General features: G+C 74.0%; 17 protein-coding genes. 7 read left to right on the top strand and 10 right to left on the bottom strand.

What is annotated here, in order from left to right:
* Positions 1-113 precede the first annotated feature (113 nt).
* Genes ACIGFK_RS40465 through ACIGFK_RS40475 form a run of 3 tightly spaced genes read right to left on the bottom strand, consistent with a single transcriptional unit; the run spans position 114 to position 2,864 of the window.
* Positions 114-854, bottom strand: coding sequence for an SseB family protein (locus tag ACIGFK_RS40465; RefSeq protein ID WP_400055885.1), 741 nt, complete (start codon positions 852-854; stop codon positions 114-116).
* A gap of 40 nt (positions 855-894) precedes the next feature.
* Positions 895-2,085 (bottom strand): type VII secretion-associated serine protease mycosin, encoded by a 1,191-nt coding sequence (gene mycP, locus ACIGFK_RS40470; RefSeq protein WP_376657785.1) that lies wholly within the window; start codon positions 2,083-2,085, stop codon positions 895-897.
* Positions 2,082-2,864, bottom strand: coding sequence for a hypothetical protein (locus ACIGFK_RS40475; protein ID WP_376657786.1), 783 nt, complete (start codon positions 2,862-2,864; stop codon positions 2,082-2,084). The genes mycP and ACIGFK_RS40475 overlap by 4 nt, the downstream gene beginning before the upstream one ends.
* Positions 2,865-2,993: 129 nt before the next feature.
* Here ACIGFK_RS40475 and ACIGFK_RS40480 point away from each other — a divergent pair, with 129 nt between their 5' ends.
* Positions 2,994-4,187, top strand: a complete 1,194-nt coding sequence (locus ACIGFK_RS40480) for an amino acid deaminase/aldolase (protein ID WP_376657787.1) — start codon at positions 2,994-2,996, stop codon at positions 4,185-4,187.
* A 9-nt stretch (positions 4,188-4,196) separates the two neighbouring features.
* Here ACIGFK_RS40480 and ACIGFK_RS40485 read toward each other — a convergent pair whose 3' ends face one another.
* The 4 genes from ACIGFK_RS40485 to ACIGFK_RS40500 all read right to left on the bottom strand — a co-directional run bounded on the left by ACIGFK_RS40485 (position 4,197) and on the right by ACIGFK_RS40500 (position 9,148).
* Positions 4,197-5,456 carry a haloacid dehalogenase-like hydrolase gene (locus ACIGFK_RS40485; protein ID WP_400055869.1) on the bottom strand — a complete coding sequence of 420 codons (1,260 nt, stop codon included), beginning with the start codon at positions 5,454-5,456 and terminating at the stop codon, positions 4,197-4,199.
* Between the two features lie 109 nt (positions 5,457-5,565).
* Positions 5,566-6,351, bottom strand: coding sequence for a 3-oxoacyl-ACP reductase (locus ACIGFK_RS40490; RefSeq protein ID WP_376657789.1), 786 nt, complete (start codon positions 6,349-6,351; stop codon positions 5,566-5,568).
* Positions 6,352-6,356: 5 nt separating this feature from the next.
* Positions 6,357-7,736 (bottom strand): aldehyde dehydrogenase family protein, encoded by a 1,380-nt coding sequence (locus ACIGFK_RS40495; protein ID WP_400055870.1) that lies wholly within the window; start codon positions 7,734-7,736, stop codon positions 6,357-6,359.
* 47 nt (positions 7,737-7,783) lie between these two features.
* Complete coding sequence (locus tag ACIGFK_RS40500) at positions 7,784-9,148, bottom strand: glutamine synthetase family protein (protein ID WP_376657791.1); 1,365 nt, start codon at positions 9,146-9,148, stop codon at positions 7,784-7,786.
* 77 nt (positions 9,149-9,225) lie between these two features.
* Between ACIGFK_RS40500 and ACIGFK_RS40505 the strand changes: the two genes are divergently transcribed.
* From ACIGFK_RS40505 to ACIGFK_RS40520, 4 genes are all read left to right on the top strand, one after another.
* Positions 9,226-9,972: a FadR/GntR family transcriptional regulator gene (locus tag ACIGFK_RS40505; RefSeq protein ID WP_384582337.1), complete on the top strand. Its 747-nt coding sequence runs from the start codon at positions 9,226-9,228 to the stop codon at positions 9,970-9,972.
* Between the two features lie 119 nt (positions 9,973-10,091).
* Positions 10,092-11,561, top strand: coding sequence for an ethanolamine permease (eat, locus tag ACIGFK_RS40510; RefSeq protein WP_400055871.1), 1,470 nt, complete (start codon positions 10,092-10,094; stop codon positions 11,559-11,561).
* 73 nt (positions 11,562-11,634) lie between these two features.
* Positions 11,635-12,342 (top strand): gamma-glutamyl-gamma-aminobutyrate hydrolase family protein, encoded by a 708-nt coding sequence (locus ACIGFK_RS40515; protein WP_376657794.1) that lies wholly within the window; start codon positions 11,635-11,637, stop codon positions 12,340-12,342.
* Positions 12,343-12,421: 79 nt separating this feature from the next.
* Positions 12,422-13,228 (top strand): hypothetical protein, encoded by an 807-nt coding sequence (locus ACIGFK_RS40520; RefSeq protein ID WP_376657795.1) that lies wholly within the window; start codon positions 12,422-12,424, stop codon positions 13,226-13,228.
* A gap of 110 nt (positions 13,229-13,338) precedes the next feature.
* Here ACIGFK_RS40520 and ACIGFK_RS40525 read toward each other — a convergent pair whose 3' ends face one another.
* The gene (locus ACIGFK_RS40525; RefSeq protein WP_376657796.1) at positions 13,339-14,262 is read right to left on the bottom strand and encodes a LysR family transcriptional regulator; all 924 of its coding nucleotides are present in this window, start codon (positions 14,260-14,262) and stop codon (positions 13,339-13,341) included.
* A 70-nt stretch (positions 14,263-14,332) separates the two neighbouring features.
* Here ACIGFK_RS40525 and ACIGFK_RS40530 point away from each other — a divergent pair, with 70 nt between their 5' ends.
* Positions 14,333-15,460: a TDT family transporter gene (locus tag ACIGFK_RS40530; protein ID WP_376657797.1), complete on the top strand. Its 1,128-nt coding sequence runs from the start codon at positions 14,333-14,335 to the stop codon at positions 15,458-15,460.
* A gap of 24 nt (positions 15,461-15,484) precedes the next feature.
* On the opposite strand, the gene ACIGFK_RS40535 is transcribed toward ACIGFK_RS40530, so the two are convergent.
* Both ACIGFK_RS40535 and ACIGFK_RS40540 read right to left on the bottom strand, forming a co-directional pair.
* Complete coding sequence (locus ACIGFK_RS40535; protein ID WP_376657798.1) at positions 15,485-16,204, bottom strand: helical backbone metal receptor; 720 nt, start codon at positions 16,202-16,204, stop codon at positions 15,485-15,487.
* 5 nt (positions 16,205-16,209) lie between these two features.
* Positions 16,210-16,905 carry a helix-turn-helix domain-containing protein gene (locus ACIGFK_RS40540; RefSeq protein ID WP_376657799.1) on the bottom strand — a complete coding sequence of 232 codons (696 nt, stop codon included), beginning with the start codon at positions 16,903-16,905 and terminating at the stop codon, positions 16,210-16,212.
* A 165-nt stretch (positions 16,906-17,070) separates the two neighbouring features.
* Here ACIGFK_RS40540 and ACIGFK_RS40545 point away from each other — a divergent pair, with 165 nt between their 5' ends.
* Complete coding sequence (locus tag ACIGFK_RS40545; RefSeq protein ID WP_386471823.1) at positions 17,071-17,976, top strand: 5'-3' exonuclease H3TH domain-containing protein; 906 nt, start codon at positions 17,071-17,073, stop codon at positions 17,974-17,976.
* Positions 17,977-17,994 lie beyond the last annotated feature (18 nt).

Raw genomic sequence — 17,994 nt, forward strand, 5'->3', positions numbered from 1 at the left:
CGTCCCGGGCCCCCGTCCCCGCCGGCCCCCCCCTCCCCCCCCCCGCCCCCCGCCCACCCGGGCGCGGGCCCCCCGCCGCACGGCGCGGCCGGGGGCCCGGCCCCTCTCGTCGTTCAGCGGCGCAGCAGCGGCTGCCCCGGCGGGACCGGCCCGTCGGGCGGGAGCAGCGCCAGGTCCAGCCCGCGCACCAGGCGGGCCCGCAGGGTCTCGTCGGCCGCCAGCGCCTGAGCGACCCGGCGCGCGGCCGCGGGGGGCTCGGCGCCCGCGGCGAGCACGACGGCGAGGGTGCCGTCGGCGTCGGCGCCGCCCCGGCCCAGGTGGGCCCGGACCACGGCCGGCTCGGCCGCCACGACGGCCCGTACGGCTTCCCGTACGGCGGGATCGGTCAGCGGGTCGGCGTCGGTGCGGCCCTCGGCGAGCGCGAGCAGCGCGGCGCCGGTGAGCTGGTAGGTGACCGGGCCGGCCAGGTCGAGCACCACGGTGTCGGCCTTCTCGTGCGCGGCGGCCGCCAGGGCCTGGTGCAGCGGGACGGCCACCGGCCGGGCCGCCGGGTCCCACAGCGCGAGCGAGGCGATCGAGGTGAAGGCGGGCAGCGCCCTCCGGTCGCCCGCCCTCAGCGTGGGGACGGCCATGTCGCTGGTCTTCTCCCGCTTGAGCCCGGTCTCCGGGTCGGTCTCCACCTCGCCGAGCACGGCGACGACCGGGACGAGCAGCCGCGCGCCCTTCAGCGCCGCGAGCACCTCGGGCTCCTTGGCCCGGTCCCCGGACCAGGCGGCCAGGGCCGCGGTCAGGCGGGGGTCCGCGGAGCCGTCGTCGTCGGAGAAGCCCGGGTCGGGAATGTTCTTGTTCGCCACTTGTCCCACGTTCGCCTCGTTCGCCACGGTCGGTCCGACCCTACTGTGCGGCGCGCGCGTCCCGCCGCGTGCCCCGGCGCGGGCGGCGGGCCAGTACGCAGGCCAGCGCGAGCAGCGCCGCCCCCGCGACGGCCGCCGCCGGGGGGCCGAGCCGGGCGGCGCGCTCGGGCGGGCGGACCGGGTCGGGGCCGGAGCCGAAGTAGGTCCGCCCGGCCGGGACCGGGGTGGGCACCGGGGCCTGCGGGCGCATCGCCTCCGCCATCTGCAGGGCGGCGGCCGGGTCGGCCATCCCGTGGCCGCGGGCGTCGTCGCGTCCGCCGGCCGGGGAGTCGGAGGCGGTGTCCTCCAGCAGCTTCTTGATCTGGGCCGGGGACAGTTCCGGGTGGGCGGACCTGACCAGGGCCACCGCGCCGGAGACGAAGGCCGCCGCGGCACTGGTGCCCCAGCCCTCGTAGTAGGAGCGGTCCGGGTCGGCGATGACCACGTCCACGCCGGGGGCGCTGACGGTGGCGTACCAGTTGCGGGTGGAGAACTTGGCCTTCCGGCCGCGCCGGTCGACGGCGGTCACGGCGATCACGCCCGGGTAGGCGGCCGGGTAGGAGACCCGGTCGCCGCTCTCGCCCCCGTTGCCCGCGGAGGCGACGACGACCACGCCCTTGGAGAGCGCGTACTGGACGGCCTCGTCCTCCCCCGCCTCGTGGTGCGCGGAGTCGCTGTCGTCGCCGAGGGACAGGTTGATCACGTCGGCGCCGTGGTCGGCGGCCCAGCGGATGCCCTCGGCGAGGGCGCCGCCCTTGGACTCGCGGGCCTGGGCGCGGCCCGGGTCCCCCTCCTCGAGGATCACCCTGACCGGCAGGATCTTCGCCTGCGGGGCGACGCCGAGCACGCCCTGGCTCCGGTTGGGGCCGTGGCCGTGGCCGGCGATGATGCCGGCCATCGCGGTGCCGTGGCGGGCCCAGGAGCGGTCGCCGCGGCCGGCGCCCATGCCGACGAGGTCGGTGCCGTCCTGGACCTGGCCCGCGAGGTCGGGGTGGGAGTCGTCGACCCCGGTGTCGAGGACGGCGACGGTGACCCCGTCGCCGCGGGTGGTGCCCCAGGCCTCCTCGGCACGCAGGGCCAGCAGGCCCCACTCGCGGTCCCGGATGGTGTCCGCGGCGGCGGTGGGCGCGGCGGCGCCGGTCGCGAGGAGGGCGGCGAGCGCGAGGGCGGCCGTACGGCGGGCCGGCCTCATCGGGCCGGCGCCGGGGTGGGCGGGGCGGTCAGGGTGCGTACGGCTGCGGCGACGCGGCCGGCGAGGCCCTTGGCCTCGTGGCCGAGCCCGGCCCGGGCGGCGGGGGCCGTGGCGTCCTTCTTCATCAGGTCCTCGGCGGGCAGGGGCGTTTCCAGGTGGCGGCCGTCGGCGAAGGCGGACACCGTGTAGAGCACGACGGGGGCGTCGGGGAGCACGGAGGCGGTCCAGGCGGCGCGCTGTGCGTCGGTGAAGCCGTAGGCGGGCGGGGCCGCGAGCTGCCCGGTGAGCGCGGCCATCGAGGGGGCGTCGGCCGGGGTGAAGACCAGGCCGACGGTGATCAGGGAGCTGCCGGTGGCGTCGGTGTAGGTGGCGCGGAGCACGCGGGTGCATCCGGTGGCGGCCAGCAGGTGCTGCCAGTCGGCGGAGAGGGCGGCGGCGCAGTCGGCGTCGGGGGCCAGGGCGACGCGGGTCCAGCTGCGGTCGGCGCCGCCGGGTCCGGCCGCGGGGCCTGCGAGGACGGGCGGCAGGAGGCCGTCGACGGGGCTGGAGTGCCACAGCGAACGGGCCTTGTCGTAGGCGGCGTCGGCTGAGGGCGGGCGGTGCGTGGCACGGTGCTCGGACCAGACGGTGAGGCCGGCTCCGGCGAGGAGGCCGGTGCCGAGGGTCGCGCACACCGCTGCGGCCAGCAGCCGTGCGGGGCCCCGGCCGGGGCGGGGTGCGGGGGGCTGGTCCGGGTCGGGCTCGGCCGTGATCGCGGTGCGCGGTGTCGTCGTGGTCATCCGGCGGCTCCGCCCCCCGTTCCGTACGGCTGCCTTCCCGATACTTTACGGGGTTCGTCCGAGGCCCTGCTCCGTCCCGGGGAGCGGATACCCCTACCCACCGGTAGAGACCTCTGGCAAGCTGCCGCCATGTCTTCCGACCGGGCCCGGTACGACCGGGCGACCGCGCATCTCGACGCGCCGCTGGCCATCGTGGACCTCGAGGCGTTCGACGCCAACGCAGACGACCTGGTCCGCCGGGCGGGCGGCAAGCCGGTGCGCGTGGCCAGCAAGTCCGTGCGGTGCCGGGCGCTGCTGGAACGCGTACTGGCGCGGCCCGGGTTCGCCGGGATCATGTCGTACACGCTGGCGGAGTCGATCTGGCTGGCCCGCGCGGGCTTCGAGGACGTGCTGCTCGCCTATCCGTCCGTGGACCGGGCCGGATTCGCGGAGCTGGCCGGGGACGCCAAGCTGGCCGCCGCCGTGACGGTGATGGTGGACGATCCCGCGCAGCTGGAGATCGTCGACGGGGCCCGCGACGGCGGTTCCGAGGAGATCCGGGTCTGCCTCGAACTGGACACCTCGCTGCAGCTGTTCGGCGGGCGGGTCCGGGTCGGGGCGCGGCGCTCGCCGCTCAGGGAGCCCGCGCAGCTGGCGGAGCTGGCGCGCGCGGTGGGCGAGCGGCCCGGGTTCCGGGTGGTCGGCCTGATGGCGTACGAGGGCCACGTCGCCGGGGTCGGGGACTCGCTGGCCGGCCGGCCGCTGCGCTCGCGCGCGATCCGGCTGATGCAGGGCGCGGCCCGCAAGGAGCTGGCGGCGCGGCGGGCCGAGGTGGTGCGGGCCGTACGGGCCGTGGTGCCGGACCTGGAGTTCGTCAACGGGGGCGGGACGGGGAGCGTCGCGGAGACCGCGGCCGAGGACGCGGTCACCGAGATCGCCGCCGGGTCGGGGCTGTACCTGCCGCGGCTGTTCGACAACTACACGAGGTTCAGCGGGCGTCCGGCGGCGCTGTTCGCGCAGCCGGTGGTCCGGCGGCCCGGGGTGGGCGTGGTGACGGTCCTCGGGGGCGGGTACCCGGCCTCGGGCGCGGCCGGCGCCGACCGCTCGCCCGTGCCGTACCTGCCGCAGGGGCTGCGCTACGACCCCCAGGAGGGCGCGGGCGAGGTCCAGACCCCGCTGCTCGGCAGCCCGGCCGACGACCTGCTGATCGGCGACCGGGTGTGGTTCCGGCACGCGAAGGCCGGTGAGCTGTGCGAGCGGTTCGACACCCTGCACTTCGTCGAGGGCGACGGGGTGACGGGCAGTGCGCCGACGTACCGGGGCGAGGGGAAGACCTTCCTCTAGACCTCGTACTCAGTACACGGAGTCCGTCTGGTCCGGGACGACGCTCGCGTCGGGGCGCAGGACCGGGCCCTTGGTGCCGTCGTGGTCGACGTAGCCGGTCGTCGCGCACGGGTAGGGCGTGGTCTTCTGCTTCTTCGGCTCGATGAACATGGGGTTGACGATCCAGCGGCCGTCGCCGTTCTCGTACGCCCGGCACATGAGCTCGTTCTTGTTGCGGTTGAGGACGAGCCGCAGGGCGGTCGCGTCGCGCAGGAACGAGACGTCGGTGTCGGAGTCGCCGGCGGCGAACACCTGGCGGCGGGCGGGCGGCTGGACCTTCTCGGCGTCCGCGCCGCGCACGCCGAAGACCTCCTGGTTGATCCAGCAGCGCTTGCCGTCGATGTACGTGATCATCGTGTCGGCGCCGTCGGGGACGGAGCCGCAGCCCTGGAGGCGGGAGGTGAGCTTCCCGCCGCGGGTGGTCGTGTTGCGGATGCCGATGACGTGGTCCGCGTCGATGCCCACGCCCTTGGCCCACACCTCGACGACGGGCTGCGGTGAGGCCGAGCTGATCCAGACGTCGAAGCCGGCCCGGCGCAGGGTGTTGACCAGGTCCTTCTGCTGGTCGTAGTAGCGGACCCAGCCGGTGGCGGTGCCCGTGCCGACCTGCTGGGTGGCGCCGATGGGCGCGGCGAGGTTCTCGGTGCGGGCGGCGGCGGCGAAGCCGCGGACGTCGCGGGCGGTCCAGCCCTGCATCAGCTGGGCCAGCCAGGAGTACGAGGGCTCGGTGGTGCGGCGGTCCCAGCCCGCGAAGGCGGGGGCGCCGGCCCGGGTGGCGACGGTGCCGTAGACGGCGTTGATCTCGTCGGCGCAGCCGGCTCCCTCCGGGGTCCCGGTGGGCAGCGGCTCGCCGGTGCGGGCGAGGGGGGTGCAGGCGGCGTCGAGGGCGGTGGCGGCCGCGGGGGTCAGGAAGCGGCTGGTGGCGGACCAGTCGGCCGGGCGGCGGATCTTCCCGTTGCGCAGCAGCCAGTACATGGTCGCGTCGCCGACGTCGTTCTTGACGACGGTGTTGTCCCAGTCGAAGACGGCCACCGGCCTGTGCCGCCGTCCGCCGCAGGTGCCGTACCGGTCGACGAGTTGCTGGAGGCGGGCCTGGTTGTCCCCGTACCAGCCGGGTCCGACGACCGCCCGTCGGCAGGAGCCCGGGTCCGCCTGGGCGGGTGCCGCCAGGAGGAGTCCGGAGCCGGTCGCGGCCATGAGGGCGAGGGAGGCGGTTCTGTTCCTGCGCATGCTGCTCCTCGGGGGGATTCGGGGGGGTGGGGATACGGCACAGCCGGGCGCCTTGCGGGGCGCCCGGCTGGGGGAAGGCCGGTGGTACGGGCCGGTGGTGCGGGTCGGGCTACAGCGGGGTGACGTACGCGCCGGAGATGCCGCCGTCGACGAGGAAGTCGGTGGCGTTGATGAAGGAGGAGTCGTCGCTGGCGAGGAAGGCGACGGCCGCGGCGATCTCGGTGGGCTCGGCGAAGCGGCCGAGCGGGATGTGCACGAGGCGGCGGGCCGCGCGCTCGGGGTCCTTGGCGAACAGCTCCTGCAGGAGCGGGGTGTTCACGGGCCCCGGGCACAGGGCGTTGACGCGGATCCCCTCGCGGGCGAACTGCACGCCGAGCTCGCGGGACATGGCGAGGACGCCGCCCTTGGAGGCGGTGTAGGAGATCTGGGAGGTGGCGGCCCCCATGATGGCCACGAAGGAGGCGGTGTTGATGATGGAGCCGCGGCCCTGGCGCTGCATGTAGGGCAGTGCGGCCTTGCAGCAGAGGTAGACGGAGGTGAGGTTGACGTCCTGGACCCGCTTCCAGGCCTCCAGGCCGGTGGTGAGGATCGAGTCGTCGTCCGGGGGCGAGATGCCCGCGTTGTTGAAGGCGATGTCGACGGAGCCGTAGGTGTCGAAGGCGGTCCTGAACAGCGCCTCGACGTCCTCGGGGCTGGTGACGTCCACCTTCACGAAGGTCCCGCCGACCTCTTCGGCCGCGGCCTTGCCGGCGGTCTCGTCGATGTCGCCGCAGACGACGTTGGCGCCCTCGGATGCAAGGCGGCGTGCGGTGGCGAGGCCGATGCCGCTGCCGGCTCCGGTGATGACGGCGGTACGGCCGACCAGGCGGCGGCAGACGATCTCTTCAGTGCTCATGTGCTTCAGGCCTCCGTGCTGATGAAGACGTTCTTGGTCTCGGTGAAAGCGGTGAGGGCGTCGGGTCCGAGCTCGCGGCCGAGTCCGGACTGCTTGTATCCGCCGAAGGGGGTCCAGTAGCGGACGCTGCTGTGGGAGTTGACGGACAGGTTGCCCGCGGCGACGGCGCGCGATACGCGCAGCGCCCGCCCGATGTCGCGGGTCCAGAGGGAGCCGGAGAGGCCGTACTCGGTCGCGTTGGCCAGGCGTACGGCGTCCTCCTCGTCCTCGAAGGGCAGGACGACGGCGACCGGGCCGAAGACCTCCTCGGCGGCCACGGGCGCGGTGGGGGCGACGTCCGTGACGAGGGTCGGGGGGTACCAGAAGCCGGGGCCCTCGGGGGCCTTGCCGCGGATCGCGGTGAGGTCGCCGGTGACGTAGGAGCGGACGCGCTCCAGCTGGGCGCGCGAGATGAGCGGACCCATCTGGGTCTTCTCGTCGAGCGGGTCGCCGACGATGACGGACTCGATGCCGGGGGCGAGGAGCTCCAGGAACCGGTCGTAGGCGGAGCGCTGTACGAGGATCCGGGTGCGGGCGCAGCAGTCCTGGCCGGTGTTGTCGAGGAAGGCCATCGGCGCAGCGGCGGCCGCCGCTTCCAGGTCGGCGTCGGCGAAGACGATGTTGGGGCTCTTCCCGCCGAGTTCGAGGGTGACGCGCTTCACCCGGTCGGCGCACTTGGCCATGATCTGCTTGCCGACGCGGGTGGAGCCGGTGAAGACGATCTTGGCGACGCCCGGGTGTTCGACGAGTGCGTCGCCGGCGACGTCCCCGCGGCCGGGGAGCACCTGGAAGAGGTGCTGGGGGATCCCGGCCTCGAGGGCGAGTTCGGCGAGGCGCAGCGCCGTGAGGGGGGTGGTCTCGGCGGGCTTGAGGATGACGGCGTTGCCCGCGGCCAGGGCCGGGGCCACGGCCCAGGCTGCGATCGGCATGGGGAAGTTCCAGGGGGCGATCACGCCGATCACGCCGAGGGGTTCGAGGAAGGTGACGTCGATGCCGCCGGCGACGGGGATCTGGCGGCCGGAGAGGCGCTCCACTCCCCCGGCGGCGAAGTCGAGCAGGTCGCGTACGTTGCCCGCTTCCCAGCGGGCGTTGCCGATGGTGTGGCCGGCTTCGCGGACCTCCAGCAGGGCCAGTTCCCCGATGTTCGCGTCGACGACCGCGGCGAAGCGGCGCAGCAGCCGCGCGCGGTCCGCGGGGGCGGCCGCCGCCCAGGCGCGCTGGGCCGCAGCGGCCCGGGCGACGGCGGCGTCGACATCGTCCCGTGTGGCGGCCGGGACGATGGCGACGGTTTCCTCGGTGGCCGGATTCAGAACCTCGAGATCGAGGGGGGCCAGCACATCGGACACGTGGTGCCTCACAGTTTCGTTCGGTGGCGTGCGGTGGCGTGCTGCGGCTACAGGCGTTCGAAGGAGCGGCGCAGCTCCCAGTCGGTCACCGCGGAGTCGTAGGCGTCGAGTTCGACGCGGGCCATGTTGCGGTAGTGGGCGACCACTTCCGGGCCGAAGGCGGCCTTGGCGATCTCGCTGTTCTCCCAGAGCTCGGCGGCCTCCCGCAGGGTCGCGGGGACGTGCGCGTAGTCGGCGGTGTAGGCGTTGCCCGCGCACACCTCGGGGAGTTCCAGCCGGTTCTCGATGCCGTAGAGCCCGGCCGCGACCAGGCCGGCGACGGCGAGGTACGGGTTGACGTCGCCGCCGGGGAGGCGGTTCTCGAAGCGCATGGAGCGGCCGTGGCCGACCACGCGGAGCGCGCAGGTCCGGTTGTCCACCCCCCAGGCGACCGCGGTGGGCGCGAAGGATCCGGGCCGGAAACGCTTGTACGAATTGATGTTGGGGGCGTAGAGAAGGGAGAAGTCGCGCAGCGCCGCCAGCTGGCCGGCCAGGAAGTGCCGCATCACCGGTGACATTCCCCCTGGCCCGTCTCCGGCCATGGCGTTGCGTCCGTCGGTGTCGTTCAGCGAGAGGTGGATGTGGCAGGAGTTGCCTTCGCGCTCGTCGAACTTGGCCATGAAGGTGAGCGAGACGCCTTCCTGGGAGGCGATCTCCTTCGCCCCGGTCTTGTAGACGGAGTGCTGGTCGCAGGTGGTCAGCGCCTCGTCGTAGCGGAAGGCGATCTCGTGCTGGCCGAGGTTGCACTCCCCCTTCGCCGACTCGACGACCAGGCCCGCGGCCTGCATCTCGTTGCGGATGCGGCGCAGCAGCGGTTCGATGCGGCCGGTCCCGAGGACGGAGTAGTCGATGTTGTACTGGTTGGCGGGGGTCAGGCCGCGGTAGCCGGCGTTCCAGGCCTGCTCGTAAGTGTCCTGGAAGACCATGAACTCCAGCTCGGTGCCGACCATCGCCGTGTAGCCGAGCTCGGCGAGGCGCTCCAGCTGGCGGCGCAGGATCTGCCGGGGCGCGGCGACGACGGGCGAGCCGTCGTTCCAGGCGAGGTCGGCGAGGACGAAGGCGGAGCCCGGGTTCCAGGGGATCCGGCGCAGGGTGGCGAGGTCGGGGTGCATGGCGAAGTCGCCGTAGCCCCGGTCCCAGGAGGACATCTCGTAGCCGTCGACGGTGTTCATGTCGGTGTCGACGGCGAGCAGGTAGTTGCAGCCCTCGGTGCCGTGCGCGAGGACATCGTCGAGGAAGAACTGTGCGGCGAACCGCTTGCCCTGGAGCCGCCCCTGCATGTCGGGGAAGGCCAGGACGACTGTGTCGATCTCACCGCTGGCGACGAGGGCACGGAGCTCCTCGGGCGCGAGCGGCGGCTTGCGGTCTACCACTGGATTCTCTCCTTCGGTGAGCCGAGTGGGCCTAAGGTATTGAACAGAACCATTGCTTGGGAAGGGGAGGAGCCAAGATGACCGACACGGCGAGCGAAGGGGACGCCGCGCGGCGGCTGGATCCCGTACTGCGACAGGTGCGGGCGGGCAACGGTTTCGAGGAGGCCCTGGAGCAGATCCTCCAGGTGGTCCGGCTGGGTCTGGTCTCGGGCGGCGAACGGCTCCCGCCCGAGCGCGAGCTGGCGGAACGGATGGGAATCAGCCGGGTCACGCTGCGCGAGGTGCTGAAGGTGCTCCAAGACCAGGGGCTGGTGGAGGCCCGGCGCGGCCGGTACGGCGGAACGTTTGTGCTGCCGCGCCCCGACACCCCCGCGGGCGGCGCCGAGGAGGAGCTGCGCCGGCGCGTCGCGGGCGTGGACATCGAGGACGTACTGCGCTTCCGCGAGGTCCTGGAGGTGGGGGCGGCCGGACTGTGCGCCTCCCAGGGGCTGACCGAGGAGGCCACGGACCGGCTCCTCGGGGCGCTGGCCGCCACCCACGACGCCCCGCTCGCCGACTACCGCCGCCAGGACACCCTCTTCCACCTCACCCTGTGCGAACTGGCCGGGTCCGCGACCCTGACGGCCCAGTACGCGGCGGTCCGGGCCACGGTCAACGACCTGCTGGACTGCATCCCCCTGCTCGTGCGGAACCTGGAGCACTCCCAGCAGCAGCACACCGCGCTGGTGGAATCGGTCCTGGACCGGGACGCCGCCGGGGCCCGGGAGACCATGCGCGAGCACTGCTGCGGCACGGCCGCCCTGCTGCGCGGGTTCCTCGCGTGACCCGGCGGGAGAGGGCTTCGTAACTTCCGTTTAACGCAGAGGTCTTGCGCACTCCACTCTCCTGCGGCAAAGGTACGCAGCACAACCATTGCAGCATCGCCCGCAGGCAGGAGCGCACGATGGCCGACGACGTCGCGGCACGGCTGAAAGCCGCGCCCGGAACAACCGACTCCCCCGAGGGCGGGGACGACTATCTGGAGCGCCGCACGCTGCGCCGCGGCAGCGCCGGCTGGCTGCTGCTGACCGGCCTCGGCGTCGCGTACGTCGTCTCCGGGGACTTCTCCGGCTGGAACGTCGGCCTCGACAAGGGCGGCTTCGGCGGACTCGCCATCGCCACCGTCCTCATGGGGGCGATGTACGCCTGCCTCGTCTTCTCCCTCGCCGAACTGTCCACCATCCTGCCGACGGCGGGCGGCGGTTACGGCTTCGCCCGCCGCGCGCTGGGCCCCTGGGGCGGCTTCCTCACCGGCACCGCGATCCTCATCGAGTACATCCTGGCCCCGGCGGCGATCGTCATCTTCATCGGCGACTACGTGGAGTCCCTCGGCCTCTTCGGCCTCACCTCCAGCTGGCCGGTCTACCTCGGCTGCTTCGTGATCTTCATCGGCGTGCACCTGTGGGGCGTCGGCGAGGCGCTGCGCTTCAGCCTCGTCGTGACGGCCGTCGCCGTGGCCGCGCTGCTGATCTTCGCGGTGGGCGCCTTCACCGAGTTCAGCGCCGACGGCCTGAACGACATCCCCGTCGACCCGGGGGCCTTCGGCTCGAGCTCCTGGCTGCCGCTGGGCGTCCTGGGCATCTGGGCGGCGTTCCCCTTCGGCATGTGGTTCTTCCTCGGGGTGGAAGGCGTACCGCTGGCCGCCGAGGAGGCCAAGGACCCCGTCCGCTCCATGCCGAAGGCGCTGGCCATCTCCATGGGCATCCTCGCCCTGCTCGCGCTGATCACCTTCTTCGCCGCGACCGGCGCGCAGGGCGCGGACGCCGTCAAGACCGCCGGAAACCCCCTGGTGGTGGCCCTGGAGGGGGACGGCGGCCCGACCGCCCTGAGCCGCTTCGTGAACTACGCGGGCCTCGCCGGCCTGGTGGCCTCCTTCTTCTCCCTCATCTACGCGGGCTCGCGCCAGCTCTTCGCCCTCTCCCGGGCCGGCTACCTGCCCCGCTTCCTCTCCCTGACCTCCCAGCGCAAGGCCCCGTACCTGGGTCTGGTCATCCCCGGCGCGATCGGCTTCGCCCTCGCCGCGGCCACCGGGAACGGCGCGCGGATGCTCAACATCGCGGTCTTCGGCGCGACCATCTCCTACGCCCTGATGGCCCTCTCCCACATCGTGCTGCGCCGCCGGGAGCCCGGCCTGGAGCGGCCGTACCGCACCCCCGGCGGGGTGGTGACCTCCTCGGTGGCCTTCGTGCTCGCCCTCTCGGCCCTGGTCGCCACCTTCCTGGTGGACAAGGACGCGGCATTCATCGCGCTGGCCGTGTACGCCGTCGCCCTGGCCTACTTCGCGTTCTACAGTCGGCACCACCTCGTGGCCTCGGCCCCCGAGGAGGAGTTCGCGGCTCTGGCGGAAGCCGAGGCGGAACTGACCCGCGACTGAAATCCTGCCCTTGTCCCGCCCCGCTCCACCCCTGCCCCGCCCCTCAGCTCTGCGCCCGTCCGGAGGTATCGAAGTGCCCAGGCCGCTCATCGGCATCACCACCTACGTCGAGGAATCCACCCGCTACGGGGTGTGGGACCTGCCGACGTCCCTCGTACCGTCCGGGTACTACGAGCTCGTCCAGGCGGCGGGCGGCGCGGCCGTGCTGCTCCCGCCGGACGAGCCCGCGGCGGCGGCGGAGGTGCTGAGCCGGGTGGACGGCCTGGTCGTCGCGGGCGGCCCCGACGTGGACCCGGTCCGCTACGGGGCCGTACGCGACCCGCGCACGGGCGCCCCGGCCACCGTCCGCGACCAGTGGGAACTCGCCCTGATCGCGGCGGCGCTCGAGTCGGGCACACCCCTCCTGGGCATCTGCCGGGGCATGCAGGCGCTGAACGTGGCCCTGGACGGCACGCTGATCCAGCACATCGACGGCCACGTCGACACCCCCGGCGTCACCTCCTGGCACCCGGTCCGCCCGGTCCCGGGCACCCGCTACGCGGAGCTGGTCCCGGAGGAGGCGCAGGTCCCGACCTACCACCACCAGGCCGTCGACCGCCTGGGCCGCGGCCTGGTCGCCTCGGCGTACGCGCTGGACGGCACGGTGGAGGCGATCGAACTGCCCGGCTCCGAGCAGTGGGTGGTGGGTGTCCAGTGGCACCCGGAGCGGGACACGGACACGAGGGTGATGTCCGCCCTCGTCGAGGCGGCCTCCGTCCGCACCGCGGTCCCGGTGGGCTGACCCCGACCTCCGTCCCCCGCGCCCGGCGGCGCTCCGGCCCCGATTGGCCGGTCGCCCGCCGGGCGCGCAGGCTTGAAGGGTGCAGACCGACGCGAAGGGCGCGGCATCCGGACCGCTGTCGGGTCTCCTGGAGAACCCGGTCGTCGGGATGGCCCCGTGGATCGTCTTCTCCCTGCTGGTCGGCCCGGGGCGGTTCGAACTCGCGGTCGGGCTGGCGCTGGCTTCGGCGGTCACGCTGATCGTGGTGAGCCGCGCGGTCAACCGGGGCACGTCCTGGAAGCTGCTGGAACTCGCCGACGTGGTGTTCTTCGCCTCCATGGCCGTCGTCGGACTGCTGGCGAGCGAGGGCACCCGGCGCTGGCTGGAGACGTACGCCGGGGAGGTCGCCAACATCACCCTGGCCGTGATCGCCTTCGGCTCGATGGCCGTGCGGATGCCCTTCACCCTCCAGTACGCCCGCGAGCAGGTGGATCCGTCCCTCTGGCACACCCCCGCCTTCCTGCGGACCAACTACGTGATCACGGGTGCGTGGGGCGCCGCCTTCCTGGTGGCGGCGGCCGCGGGCGCGTACGGGGACCTCGTCCTGCACAACCCGAACAACATCTGGACCGGCTGGATCATCCAGATCCTGGCGATCGTCGCCGCCCTGAAGTTCACCGTCTGGTACCCGGACGTCGTCCGCGCCCGCAGCGCCCGCGAGGCCGCCGGGCTGGAACCGGAACCGACGCCCTGGGCCGGGCTGGCGCTGCCTCTCGCCGGCCTGCTGGTACCGGTCGGGATCGCGGTGCTGATCTTCGACAACATGTGGTGGCTGGGCGTCGCCCTGATCGTCGCGGGCTCGCTCCTAACAAAGACCCTCGCCGCGAAATCCAGCCCAGCCGGGTAGATCCGGCTCCGGGGGCACACCCAGCCCCGCCGGCGTTCGAGGCGCGGGGGTCCGGGGGCAGCGCCCCCGGCAACGGCGCCGCACCCGGCACCAAGCCGCCAGGCCCGCCGCTAGGCGCCCCGGCGGGTCAGCGACAGCAGGTCACGCGCCGGCCCGGCCGGCCGCGCCCCCGTCGGCCAGACCGCCCGCAGGGCCCGGCCGAGCGCGGCCCCCGCCACCGGGACCTCCACCAGCCGCCGCGCCGCGAGTTCGTCCCCCACCGCCAGCTCCGACAGCACGCACGGCCCCGCCCCGCTCAGCGCCGCCGACTTCACCGCGGTCGTCGACGCCAGTTCGAGCAGCGGCGCCGCCAGCCCCCCTGCCGGGGCCAGCGCCGCGTCCAGCACCTGCCGGGTCCCCGACCCCCGCTCCCGCAGTATCAGCGGCGTGGCCGCCAGTTCCGCCGCCTCCACCGGCCGGGCCCGCCGGGCCCACGCGTGGCCCGGTGCCACCGCCACCACGAGCCGGTCCTGCGCGATCACCGCCGAGTCCAGCCCGTCCGGCACCGTCAGCCCCTCCACGAACCCGAGGTCCGCCTCGTGCGAGAGGACCCGCTGGGCGACCACCGCGGAGTTCCCGGCGTGCAGCGACACCGCCGTGTCCGGCCGCTGCCCGCGCAGCGCGATCAGCCACCCCGGCAGGAGGTACTCGGCGATGGTCATGCTGGCCGCCACCCGCAGCCGGGAGTCCCGCCGCCCGCGCAGCGCCTGCGCCCCGGCGTCGAAGGCCTCCGCCGCCTCCACCACCTGCCGGGCCCAGTCCGTGACCAGCGCACCCTCCGCCGTCAGCGACGACCCCCGCGGGGAGCGGTCGACCAGGGCCACCCCGAGCCGGCTCTCCATCGCCCGGATCCGGCTGCTGGCCGCGGGCTGCGTGATGCCCAGCCGCCGCGCCGCCCCGCTCAGGCTCCCGACCCGCGCGACCGCGAGCAGCAGCTCCAGCGCACCCAGATCCGGCACCCGGTGCGCCAGCGGCACCCACTCCTCTTCACCCATAACACCAGTTTATGGCCTGATAACGAGATGACCTCTGCCACCCGCCCCCACCTGCATCGATGCTGGATCCATGGCCACCACCATCGTGCGACCCCGCACCCTCGCCACCGAACCCGAGCCCCGGGCCCACAAGGCCCCCGCGCTCCGGCACCTCGGCCCCAACTGGTACGCCTCCGTCATGGGCACGGCGATCATCGCCAACGCGGGCGCGACCCTCCCGTACCAGCTCCCCGGACAGCGCGTGGCCTGCCAGATCGTCTGGGCGCTGTCCGCCGTCGTCCTGGCGGTCCTGCTCACCGCCCGCGCCGGCCACTGGCTCCACCACCGCGACCAGGCCCGTGCCCATCTCCTCGACCCCGCGGTCGCCCCCTTCTACGGCTGCCTCTCGATGGCCCTGCTGGCCGTCGGCGGCGGCACCTTGATCGTCGGCAAGGACCTGATCGGGACCGGCGCGGCCGTCGCCGTGGACACCGTGCTCTTCACCGCCGGCACCGCGATCGGCCTGCTCGCGGCCGTGGCCGTGCCCTACCTGATGGTGGTCCGCCACAAGGTCGAGCCCCGGCAGGCCACCCCTGCCTGGCTGCTCCCCCTCGTGGCCCCCATGGTCTCGGCGGCCGTCGGACCCCTGCTGATACCCCACCTGCCGGCCGGCCAGCCCCGCGAGACCCTGCTGCTCGCCTGCTACGCGATGTTCGGCATCAGCCTGCTCGCCACCCTGCTGATGCTGCCCCTGGTCTTCGGCCGGCTGATCGTGGGCGGCCCCCTCCCCCTGGCCCTGACCCCGACCCTGTTCCTGGTCCTCGGCCCCCTCGGGCAGTCCACCACCGCCGTGAACCAGCTCGCCGACGTGGCCCCCCAGTCGATCGGCGCCCCCTACGCCGGAGCGCTCGGGGCCTTCGCGGTGGTCTACGGGGTCCCCGTGATGGGATTCGCCCTGCTGTGGCTGGCCCTCTCCGCGGCCATGCTGGTCCGGGCGGCCCGTAACGGGATGGGCTTCGCCATGACCTGGTGGGCCCTGACCTTCCCCGTCGGCACCTGCGTCACCGGCGCCGCCGGCCTGGCCCGGCACACCGGCCTGACCGCCTTCGCCTGGCTCGCCGCGGCCCTCTTCCTGGCCCTGCTGACCGCCTGGCTCCTGGCCGCCGCCCACACCCTGCGCGGCCTCACCACCGGCCGCCTCCTCGCCGCTCCCCGCTGATCCCGGCCAGGCCGGAGAGACGGTCTACCGAGCCGCCCGCAGGGCCCCCGCCAGTACCGCGGGGGCCTCGGCCAGGGAAGGGCCGTACCAGGTCAGGTGACGGCCGCCGACCAGGGCGGCCGGGATGCCCGGGAAGGCCTCCGGGCCGTCGTCCGCCGTGAAGCGGTACGGCTCGTCCGGCAGCACCACCAGATCGCAGCCGGCCGCCGCCAGCTCCTCCACGGGGACCCGGGGATACCGCTCCGGGTGCCCGGCGTACACGTTGCGCACCCCGAGGCGCCCCAGCAGGTCCCCCGCGAAGGTGTCCCGGCCGAGCACCATCCACGGCCGCCGCCACACCGGGACGAAGGCGTCGAGCGGGCCGGCCGGCTCCACCCGGGCCCACGCCCGCTCCGCGTCCGCCAGCCAGCCCGGCCTCGCCAGCCCCAGCGCCCCCACCAGCACCCGGTCCAGCTCCCGGAACGCCTGCGGCAGCCCTCGTACCTCGGTGACCAGCACCTCCACCCCGGCGGCGCGCAGGGCCGCCAGGTCGGGGGCCCGGTTCTCCTCCTCGTTGGCGATCACCAGGTCCGGGCGCAGCCGTACGATCGCCTCCACGTCGGGGTTCTTCGTCCCGCCGATCCGCGCCGCGCCACCCAGGTCGGCGGGGTGCGTGCACCAGTCGGTGACCCCCGCCAGCAGCCCCGGCGCACTCACGGCGACCGCCTCCGTCAGCGACGGCACCAGCGAGACGACCCTGCGCACGCCGCTCAGCGTCCGGGGGACGGCGGCTCGGAGGTGGCGTGGATGTGCTCCCCCACCGCGACCACCAGGATCCGGGTGTCCTCGGTGACGGCCCGCCAGCGGTGCCGCACCCCTCCGGACAGGAACAGCGCGTCGCCGCTCTCCAGCCGGTACGCGCGGCCCTCCGCCTCCACCTGGCAGGCGCCTTCGACCACGTACATCAGCTCGTCGTTGCGGTGCTGGTACTCGCGGCCCGCGTCCTGGTCGCCGGTGAACTCCAGCGCGTGCAGCTGGTGGTGACCGCGCACCAGGGGCCGCACGCCCGGGACCGGGGTGAGCCCCGATTCGTCCCCGGCCCGTACGAGGTCCACCGTACGGGCGGTGTCGGAGGCGGCGAGCAGCTCGACGGCGGTGGTCTCCAGCGCGTCCGCGACCCGTTCCAGGGAGCGCATGCTGGGCCGGGCCCGCTCGTTCTCTATCTGACTGAGGAAGGGCACCGACAGACCGCTGCGCGCCGACACGGCCGCCAGCGTCAGGCTCAGCGCGCGGCGCCGCTTGCGCACGGCCACGCCCACCCGGAGCGGTTCCTTGGCGTCCTTTTCGGCGTCCTTTTCGGCGTCCTTGTCGGCGTCGTGGTCGATCCCGCCGATCCCGCCGCCGTGGTCGCCCTTGCCGTCCTTGCCGTTCATGTCGGGGCTGCCCTCCCCTTGTCCGTCGCACATCGGTGTGCTGTAAGCACCTTACGCAGCATCCGCCCCGGGTTTCGCGTGCTCGGGATTCCCGTACGCGCCGGGTGCGCAGCCGTTCACCTTCCGTGGCGGCGGACCCATCCGGCCCACCGGCCGCGTTGCGGCATCATCGTCACCGTGACGACGACACGACGCCTGATGCTCCTGGACACCGCCTCCCTCTACTACCGCGCGTACTTCGGTGTGCCGGACTCCGTGAAGGCCCCCGACGGCACCCCCGTCAACGCCGTCCGCGGACTGCTCGACTTCATCGGCCGGCTGGTCCAGGACCACCGCCCCGACGACCTGGTGGCGTGCATGGACGCCGACTGGCGGCCGCACTGGCGGGTGGAACTGATCCCCTCCTACAAGGCCCACCGCGTCGCCGAGGAGACCGAGAGCGGCCCCGACCTCGAGGAGACCCCGGACACCCTCGCCCCCCAGGTCCCCATCATCGAGACCGCGCTGGACGCCTTCGGCATCGCCCGGGTCGGCGTTGCCGGGTACGAGGCGGACGACGTGATCGGCACCCTAACGGCCCGCGCTAGCGGCCCGGTGGACATCGTCACGGGCGACCGGGACCTCTACCAGCTCGTCGACGACGCCCGGCAGCGGCGGGTGCTGTACCCCCTCAAGGGCGTGGGCACCCTCCAGGTGACCGACGAGGCGTGGCTGCGCGAGAAGTACGGGGTGGACGGCCCCGGCTACGCGGACCTCGCGCTGCTGCGCGGGGACCCGAGCGACGGCCTGCCCGGGGTTCCGGGCATCGGCGAGAAGACGGCGGCCAAGCTGCTCGACGCCTACGGGGACCTCGCGGGGATCATCGCCGCGATCGACGACCCGAAGTCGAAGCTGACCCCCACCCAGCGCAAGCGCCTGGACGAGTCCCGGCCGTACCTGGCGGTGGCCCCGAAGGTGGTCCAGGTGGCCTCCGACGTCCCGCTCCCGGCCTTCGACCCGGCCCTTCCGAAGGCGCCCGCGCAACCCGAACTGGTGGAGGCCCTAGCCCATCGGTGGGGCCTGGGGGGCGCAGTTTCCCGCCTGAGCGGCGCATTGCACGCCTGAGGTGCTAACTTAGGTAAG

Source organism: Streptomyces sp. NPDC085524, from assembly GCF_044541755.1.
Classification (GTDB): Bacteria; Actinomycetota; Actinomycetes; order Streptomycetales; family Streptomycetaceae; genus Streptomyces.

What these genes read in the sequence shown, in the direction of transcription:
- ACIGFK_RS40490 (WP_376657789.1), bottom strand. Translation starts at nt 6,351, where the DNA reads ATGAGCACTGAAGAGATCGTCTGCCGCCGCCTGGTCGGCCGTACCGCC.
- ACIGFK_RS40475 (WP_376657786.1), bottom strand. Translation starts at nt 2,864, where the DNA reads ATGACCACGACGACACCGCGCACCGCGATCACGGCCGAGCCCGACCCG.
- eat (WP_400055871.1), top strand. Translation starts at nt 10,092, where the DNA reads ATGGCCGACGACGTCGCGGCACGGCTGAAAGCCGCGCCCGGAACAACC.
- ACIGFK_RS40505 (WP_384582337.1), top strand. Translation starts at nt 9,226, where the DNA reads ATGACCGACACGGCGAGCGAAGGGGACGCCGCGCGGCGGCTGGATCCC.
- ACIGFK_RS40545 (WP_386471823.1), top strand. Translation starts at nt 17,071, where the DNA reads ATGCTCCTGGACACCGCCTCCCTCTACTACCGCGCGTACTTCGGTGTG.
- ACIGFK_RS40530 (WP_376657797.1), top strand. Translation starts at nt 14,333, where the DNA reads ATGGCCACCACCATCGTGCGACCCCGCACCCTCGCCACCGAACCCGAG.
- mycP (WP_376657785.1), bottom strand. Translation starts at nt 2,085, where the DNA reads ATGAGGCCGGCCCGCCGTACGGCCGCCCTCGCGCTCGCCGCCCTCCTC.
- ACIGFK_RS40525 (WP_376657796.1), bottom strand. Translation starts at nt 14,262, where the DNA reads ATGGGTGAAGAGGAGTGGGTGCCGCTGGCGCACCGGGTGCCGGATCTG.
- ACIGFK_RS40485 (WP_400055869.1), bottom strand. Translation starts at nt 5,456, where the DNA reads ATGCGCAGGAACAGAACCGCCTCCCTCGCCCTCATGGCCGCGACCGGC.
- ACIGFK_RS40540 (WP_376657799.1), bottom strand. Translation starts at nt 16,905, where the DNA reads ATGTGCGACGGACAAGGGGAGGGCAGCCCCGACATGAACGGCAAGGAC.
- ACIGFK_RS40480 (WP_376657787.1), top strand. Translation starts at nt 2,994, where the DNA reads ATGTCTTCCGACCGGGCCCGGTACGACCGGGCGACCGCGCATCTCGAC.